General features: G+C 33.8%; 6 protein-coding genes and 1 pseudogene. All 7 read left to right on the forward strand.

All coding sequences use genetic code 11. The features are described 5' to 3' along the window. The first annotated feature begins 113 nt into the window (after positions 1-113). Complete coding sequence (gene isdC / locus AB3X49_RS15030; RefSeq protein ID WP_085312475.1) at positions 114-824, forward strand: heme uptake protein IsdC; 711 nt, start codon at positions 114-116, stop codon at positions 822-824. 23 nt (positions 825-847) lie between these two features. Continuing rightward, positions 848-1306: an NEAT domain-containing hemophore IsdX1 gene (isdX1, locus tag AB3X49_RS15035; protein ID WP_016102985.1), complete on the forward strand. Its 459-nt coding sequence runs from the start codon at positions 848-850 to the stop codon at positions 1304-1306. Between the two features lie 32 nt (positions 1307-1338). Continuing rightward, complete coding sequence (gene isdX2, locus AB3X49_RS15040; protein ID WP_367963078.1) at positions 1339-4380, forward strand: NEAT domain-containing hemophore IsdX2; 3042 nt, start codon at positions 1339-1341, stop codon at positions 4378-4380. Between the two features lie 69 nt (positions 4381-4449). Continuing rightward, positions 4450-5331 (forward strand): heme ABC transporter substrate-binding protein IsdE, encoded by an 882-nt coding sequence (gene isdE, locus AB3X49_RS15045; protein WP_367963080.1) that lies wholly within the window; start codon positions 4450-4452, stop codon positions 5329-5331. 27 nt (positions 5332-5358) lie between these two features. Beyond that, positions 5359-6342, forward strand: coding sequence for a FecCD family ABC transporter permease (locus AB3X49_RS15050; protein ID WP_002034255.1), 984 nt, complete (start codon positions 5359-5361; stop codon positions 6340-6342). Further along, a complete protein-coding gene (locus AB3X49_RS15055; RefSeq protein ID WP_367963083.1) occupies positions 6332-7102 on the forward strand; it encodes an ABC transporter ATP-binding protein in 771 nt (256 codons plus the stop codon). The genes AB3X49_RS15050 and AB3X49_RS15055 overlap by 11 nt, the downstream gene beginning before the upstream one ends. Before the next feature lie 31 nt (positions 7103-7133). Further along, positions 7134-7227: pseudogene (locus tag AB3X49_RS15060) on the forward strand (class B sortase); the annotation flags it as partial.

Below are 7227 nucleotides of genomic sequence, written 5' to 3' on the forward strand. Positions count from 1 at the left end.
TAACTACATAGTGTTACTCGTTATAAAATAGAGATAGAAAGATTATTTTTTTCTCATATATTGAGAATAATTATCATTTTCGAAAAAAGAAAAACAAGGAGGCAGTAAGGTAAATGAGAAAGTTTTCGGTATTACCCGCTTTTATTATGACATTCGTATGTATGCTAGCTTTTCTCGTAGTGCCATTCGGACAAGCTTCGGCAAATGTAGCTGACGGTACTTACGATATTAACTATGTCATACAAAAAGCAGAAAATGATTCAGCTTCAATGGCAAATGATTATTTTGAAAAACCAGCTAAGTTAATTGTAAAAAATGGTGAGATGAGAGTACAAATTCCTATGAATCATAGTGCTTGGATTACAGAATTTAAAGCACCAGAGAACGGGAACTTTGTTGATGCAAAAGTTGTTAGTAAAGATGAATCTGCAGATAAAAGAACTGTAGAGTTTAAAATAGACGACTTATCTAAACCAGCAGCTGTAAAAATTCATGTTGTTGTACCGAACGTAAATTATGACCATAACTACACAATTCGCTTTGCGTTTGATGCAAATGTAAAAGCAGTAGGTGGAGAGAATAAGGAAACTGCTGCAACAAAAAATGAAGATCAAACTCAAAAAAATACACAAGTAAAAGAAGAAGTGAAGAAAGAAGAGAGCAAAGAAACAAACAAAGATGTAAATAAAGGAACAAATGAAAGTGGGAAAGCTGAAAAAACAGATAACCCAAAAACAAGTGATGAAGCACGTATCGGATTATTTGCAGCATTACTTCTTATTTCAGGTGTTTTCTTAGTTCGTAAAGTGAAGTTAGGTAAATAAATCTTTGGAAGGGCGATGAATATATGTTTAAACAATTTAAAATGATTATTGCCGTATTTGCTGTCTTACTTACGTTTATAGCAACACTAGGGTTACAAGATGCAAAAGCTGCTACACAACTAGCTGATGGAAAATATAATATTGCTTTTACTGTATGGAAAGGCGATAAAGATGAATCATCTAGAATGAATAGTTATTTTGAAAGTCCAGCAACATTAACAGTTAAAAATGGAAAACAATACGTTTCATTGAAAGTGAAAGATAGTGTTTCTATTAAAAGTTTCCAAGTAGAAAAAGATGGTCAATTTTTAGAAACAACAGTCTTAAGTGAAAACAAAAAAGAGAATACTAGAGTAGTAGAATTTGAAGTTGCTGACTTGTCAGAAAAACTAAAAGGAAAGGTGAAAATTAACATCCCAATTATTAATTATAACGCTTCATATGATATTCGTTTTGTATTTGATGGGAACAGCATTAAATAATTGGAAATTTTTTAAAAAGGAGAGTCATTCTATTGAACAGGTATTTTAAAATTGTTGTTGCAATGTTTCTAACGATTTTCACATTCGTATCAACGCTACAACCACTTGCAGTTCAAGCTGCTAGTCAACTAGCTGACGGTGAATACTCAATCGGTTTCAAAGTTCTTAAAGACACATCAGATGAAGAATCTATGATGAATCAATACTCTGTAAGTCCAGGAACTTTAAAAGTGAAGAATGGGAAAAAGAAAGTATCCTTTACGTTAGAACATAGTTCATGGATTACAAAGTTTGAAACCGAAAAAAGTGGTCAGTTTGTTGCGACAAATGTAATTAGTGAAGATCAAGAAAAAGATACAAGAGTCGTAGAATTTGATGTGGACGATGTAGAGAAGGTATTAAATGCGAAAGTAAAAGTAGACATTGATTTTTTAAATTATCATCATGACTATGATGTGCGTATTGCATTTGATCAAAATAGTATTACACCGATTCATGTAGAACAACCAAATGAAAAAGAGGACCCAGCTAATAAGCCAGATCCAAATGAAAATCCGGATCCGAGTCAGAAGCCCGACCAAAAGCCTGACCCAGATCAACAACCAAATTCTAACACAATTAAAGATGGAGAGTACAGCATTCCATTTAAAGTGTTAAAAGATCAAACAGATGAAGAATCTAAGATGAATACTTACATGGTAAATCCAGGGGTATTAAAAGTAGAAAACGGTAAGAAAAAAGCAATTGTAACGTTAAAAAATAGCTCATTAATTAAAAATTTCCAAACGGAAAAAGATGGCGCATTTGCTGATGCAAAAGTAGTGAGTGAAGATAAAGAAAAAGATACAAGAGTAGTAGAATTTGAAGTAGACGATTTATCTAAAAAACTAAATACAAAAGTATTTATTGAAGTGGCATCACAAGGTTACAAGCAAACACATAATGTACAACTTTTATTTGAACAAGATAAACTTGAACAAATTAAAAATGAAGAGAAACAACCGGAAGTAGAAAAACCAGATACTGAAACAATTAAAGATGGTGAGTACAGCGTTCCGTTTAAAGTGTTAAAAGATCAAACAGATGAAGAATCTAAGATGAATACTTACATGGTAAATCCAGGGGTATTAAAAGTAGAAAATGGTAAGAAAAAAGCAATTGTAACACTAAAAAGTAGCTCATTAATTAAAAATTTCCAAACGGAAAAAGATGGTGCGTTTGTTGATGCAAAAGTAGTGAGTGAAGATAAAGAAAAAGATACAAGAGTAGTAGAGTTTGAAGTAAACGACTTATCTAAAAAACTAAATACAAAAGTATTTATCGAAATGGCATCAAGAAACTATAAGCAAACACATGATGTGCAACTTTTATTTGAACAAGATAAGCTTGAACAAATTAAAAATGAAGAGAAACCAGAAGTAGAGAAACCAGAAGTAGAGAAACCGGAAGTAGAAAAACCAGATGGAAACAAAAATCCAGATGCTGAAACAATTAAAGATGGTGAATACAGTATCAATTTCAAAGCTTTAAAAGATCAAACAGAAGAAATTTCAATGATGAACACGTATACAAAGAGTCCAGGCGTGTTAAAAGTGAAAGATGGTAAAAAATATGTATCATTCACATTAACGAATAGCGCTTGGATTACAAAGTTTGAATTTGATAAAAATGGTTCGTTTGTTGATGCGAGTGTATTGAGTGAAGATACGAAAGCTGATACGCGTGTAGTGGAAGTGGAAGTAGCGGATTTATCGAAAAAATTAAACGCAAAAGTAAAAGTCGATATCGATTCAATGAATTATCATCATTTCTATGATATTCAATTTGCATTTGATAAAGATAGCATTAAACCGTTAGATAACCAAGGCGGAAATGATAACCAAGGCGGAAACGACAACCAAGGCGGAAATGATAACCAAGGTGGAAACGACAACCAAGGCGGAAACGACAACCAAGGCAATAATACAACAATTGATCCAAACGCTCTTAAAGACGGTGAATACAGCATTGGCTTTAAAGTATTAAAAGATCAAACAGATGAAATATCAATGATGAATACATACACAAAAAGCCCAGGTGTATTGAAAGTAAAAGATGGTAAGAAATATGTATCGTTTACATTAACAAATAGTACATGGATTACAAAGTTTGATTTTGAGAAGAATGGCTCGTTCGTTAATGCAAAAGTATTAAGTGAAAATAAAGAGCAAAATACAAGAGTAGTAGAAGTAGAAGTAAATGATTTGTCTAAAAAATTAAATGCAAAAGTAAAAGTAGATATTGATTCAATGAATTATCACCATTTCTACGATGTTCAATTTGTATTTGATCAAGATAGTATCAAAGCTTTAGGGAACCAAGGTGGAAACGACAACCAAGGTGAAAACGACAACCAAGGTGGAAATAATACACCGAAAGTAATAGTTGATCCGAAAAATTTAGTAGATGGTCAATATGATATTACATTTAAAGTGTTAAAAGACAAAACAGAAGAACTTTCAAAGATGCATGACTATACTGTAAATCCAGCAAAATTAATCGTTAAAGATGGTAAAAAGTACATTGAGATGACGCTGAAAGATAGTGCGTGGATTACGAAATTCCAAACAGAAAACAATAGTCTTTTTGCTGATGCAAAAGTAGTAAGTGAAGATAAAAATACAAATACGCGAGTAGTACAATTTGAAGTAGAAGATTTATTTAAAAAATTAAATGCAAAAGTGAAAGTAGACATTGATGAGATGAACTACCACCACTTCTACGATGTACAAATTCAATTTGATACAAATAATATCGGCGCGGTAGGAACTATTAAAGAGGATCCAAAAAAAGATCCAAAAAATGATTCAAAAAATCCAGTGACTACACCGAAAGTAGATAATGTAAAAACAGTAAGTACTCCTGATTTTAACCGAAATGCAGATGATAAGAAGAAAAAAGAAGATACAAAGAATGATTCGAAAAAAGAGAAAAACTCAAAAACAGCAGATACAGCACAACTTGGTTTATACATGGTGCTACTGCTCGGTTCACTTGCTTTACTAGTTCGAAAATATAGAGCAGGTAGATTGTAATTTTTAGAGTCTTGATGCATGTCCGCATGCATCAAGACTTGTTTCATATTGTATTGAAAGGAGTGGTGATTGCGAGTGAAGAAAATTGCGAGTGTACTAATGGCTATTATTTTATTAGTAAGTATAGCTGGGTGCTCATCACCAAAAAAAGAAACAGCGAAGCAGGTAAAGAGTGAGGGTAAAGAGAGGATTGTCGCAACGACAGTTGCTGTTACTGAAATTATGGATGCGTTAGAAGTAGATTTAATTGGTGTACCAACAAGTACTAAAGATTTACCAAAGAGATATAAAGGTTTACCTGAAGTTGGGAATCCGATGAGTCCTGATATGGAAAAGGTAAAATCATTAAAGCCGTCAGAAGTATTATCCGTGACAACACTTGAATATGAATTAAAGCCAGCTTTTGATGGTGTAGGTATGAAAGCAAACTTTTTAGATCTAACAAGTTTAAAAAATATGCAAAATTCCATTAGTAATTTAGGTAAGCAATATGGACGTGAAAAGCAGGCTGAAGCAGTTGTAACTAAGTTAGATAACAAGGTTGCAGAGATTCAAAAAGCAGTAAAGGGAAAGAAAGAACCGACAGTGCTTATTTTATTAGGTGTACCGGGGAGTTATTTAGTAGCAACAGAGCATTCTTATATTGGAGATTTAGTGAAACAATTAGGTGGTAAAAACATTGTACAAGGTGAACAAGTAGAGTATTTAGCTTCTAATACAGAGTATTTAAAAAAAGCTGATCCAGACATTATTTTACGAGCGGCACATGGTATGCCTGATGAAGTTGTAAAAATGTTTGATAAAGAATTTAAAACAAATGATATTTGGAAACACTTCGCTGCAGTTAAAAATAATCGTGTTTACGATTTAGAAGAGCGTTTATTTGGAACGACAGGAAATTTAGCAGCGACTGAAGCGCTAGATGAATTGAAAAAAATGATGTATCCGTGATGCATTTTAATATAAAGGAAGATTAGCATGAATAAAAAATTTTGGAGTTTCTTTATTGTTACTGTATTACTCATCATTATGACTTTGTTGTCAGCGACGAAAGGTAGTTTAGAAGTAGGTATTATTGACCTTGTACAAGGAATATTTACAGGGGCAAATGAAGATGTTGAAGTGATTAAAGATTTACGTTTCCCACGTATTATTATTGCACTATTTACTGGAGCAGCTCTTGCTGTTTCGGGCGTGCTCTTCCAAGCTGTCATGAAAAATCCACTTGCTGATGCTGGGGTAATCGGGATATCTTCAGGAGCAAGTTTTATGACACTTGTTATTATTACGCTATTCCCGCAATTCTTTTTCTGGACGCCGGTATTCGCCTTTCTAGGTGGTGCGTTTGCGTGTTATCTCGTTTATTCGTTTTCATGGAAATCAGGATTAAGTCCGCTTCGCATTATTTTAATTGGTATTGCCATTAATGCGATGTTCACTGGATTAAATGAATCGTTCATTACGATTTGTGGATACTTCATTAAGAGTATTAAGCAAACGACGACTTCTAATATAACGATGAAGACGTGGGGCGATGTAGAAATAATGGTTACTTATGGAACAATTGGTCTTATTCTTGCACTGTTTGTCGGAGCTTGGTGTAACTTATTATCTCTACAAGATAAGACTGCAAAAAACTTAGGCTTGCACGTGACGAGAGTTCGTCTTATTATTTCTGCCATTGCAGTACTCTTAGCGGCAGTATCAACAGCAATTGCAGGTGTTATCGCTTTCGTAGGATTACTCGTTCCGCACATTTCAAGACAACTAGTTGGTTCAGACCATAAAGCATTAATTCCATTTTCTGCTCTTGCAGGGGCGTTATTAATTTTGACGGCGGATACGATTGGAAGGTTAATTGTGCCACCTAACGAAATTCCAGCAGCGACGATTATGGCAGTTATTGGTGGCCCATTCTTAATATTCTTGCTTAGAAAGAGTGATAAAGTTCATGGAAATTAAAAATGTAACCTTTTCGTACGATAATGTAACGGATCGATTAAAGTCGATTAGTAGTGAAATAGAGATTGGTAAAATTACAACAATTATTGGACCAAACGGTTGCGGGAAATCAACATTACTTGGTGTGATGTCAAGAAATCACAATCCTCGTAGTGGAGAGGTAATACTTGATGGGAAGGCAATTAGCCAATATAAACCGAAAGAGTTTGCTAGAAAGTTAGCCGTTGTCCATCAACAAAATGAAGCACCGGCAGATATGACGGTAGAGAAATTAACAAGCTTTGGCCGTATGCCTCATAAAAATATATTTTCTTCGCAAACTGATGAAGATAGAGAAGCAATAGAAAGGGCTTTAGCATGTACGAATTTGCTAAGTAAACGTGATAAGGAAATTCATGCTTTATCTGGTGGAGAAAGACAGCGTGTTTGGATTGCCATGACGTTAGCTCAGAAGACGCCAATGCTCTTTTTAGATGAACCGACAACATATTTAGATATTTATTATCAACTTGAAATATTAGAGTTAGTAAAAGAATTAAATGAAGCACAAGGATTGACAATCGTTATGGTATTACACGATATTAATCAGGCGATTCGCTATAGTGATCATATCATTGTTATGAAAGACGGCGAAATTGTTACAAAAGGCAAGCCGAATGATGTTGTGACAGAAAGTATGATAAAGACGATATACGGTGTAGATGTCGTTGTAAAGCAAGATGAAGATACAGGATTGTATATGGTCCCAATGGGTATTTAAACATGCGAACAATCCGTTTTGAGGTGATAATTTGAGTAGCAAAAAAGAAAGGAAGAAGAATTCTTTTTTTCAACGAATACTTACAGTTGTTTTTTTAGGTACCTTTTTCTATTCAGTATATGAAT

Origin of the sequence: Bacillus sp. C30 (genome assembly GCF_040838255.1) — a bacterium.
Lineage (GTDB): Bacteria > Bacillota > Bacilli > Bacillales > Bacillaceae_G > Bacillus_A > Bacillus_A mycoides.

What these genes read in the sequence shown, in the direction of transcription:
- isdC (WP_085312475.1), top strand. Translation starts at nt 114, where the DNA reads ATGAGAAAGTTTTCGGTATTACCCGCTTTTATTATGACATTCGTATGT.
- isdX1 (WP_016102985.1), top strand. Translation starts at nt 848, where the DNA reads ATGTTTAAACAATTTAAAATGATTATTGCCGTATTTGCTGTCTTACTT.
- AB3X49_RS15050 (WP_002034255.1), top strand. Translation starts at nt 5,359, where the DNA reads ATGAATAAAAAATTTTGGAGTTTCTTTATTGTTACTGTATTACTCATC.
- AB3X49_RS15055 (WP_367963083.1), top strand. Translation starts at nt 6,332, where the DNA reads ATGGAAATTAAAAATGTAACCTTTTCGTACGATAATGTAACGGATCGA.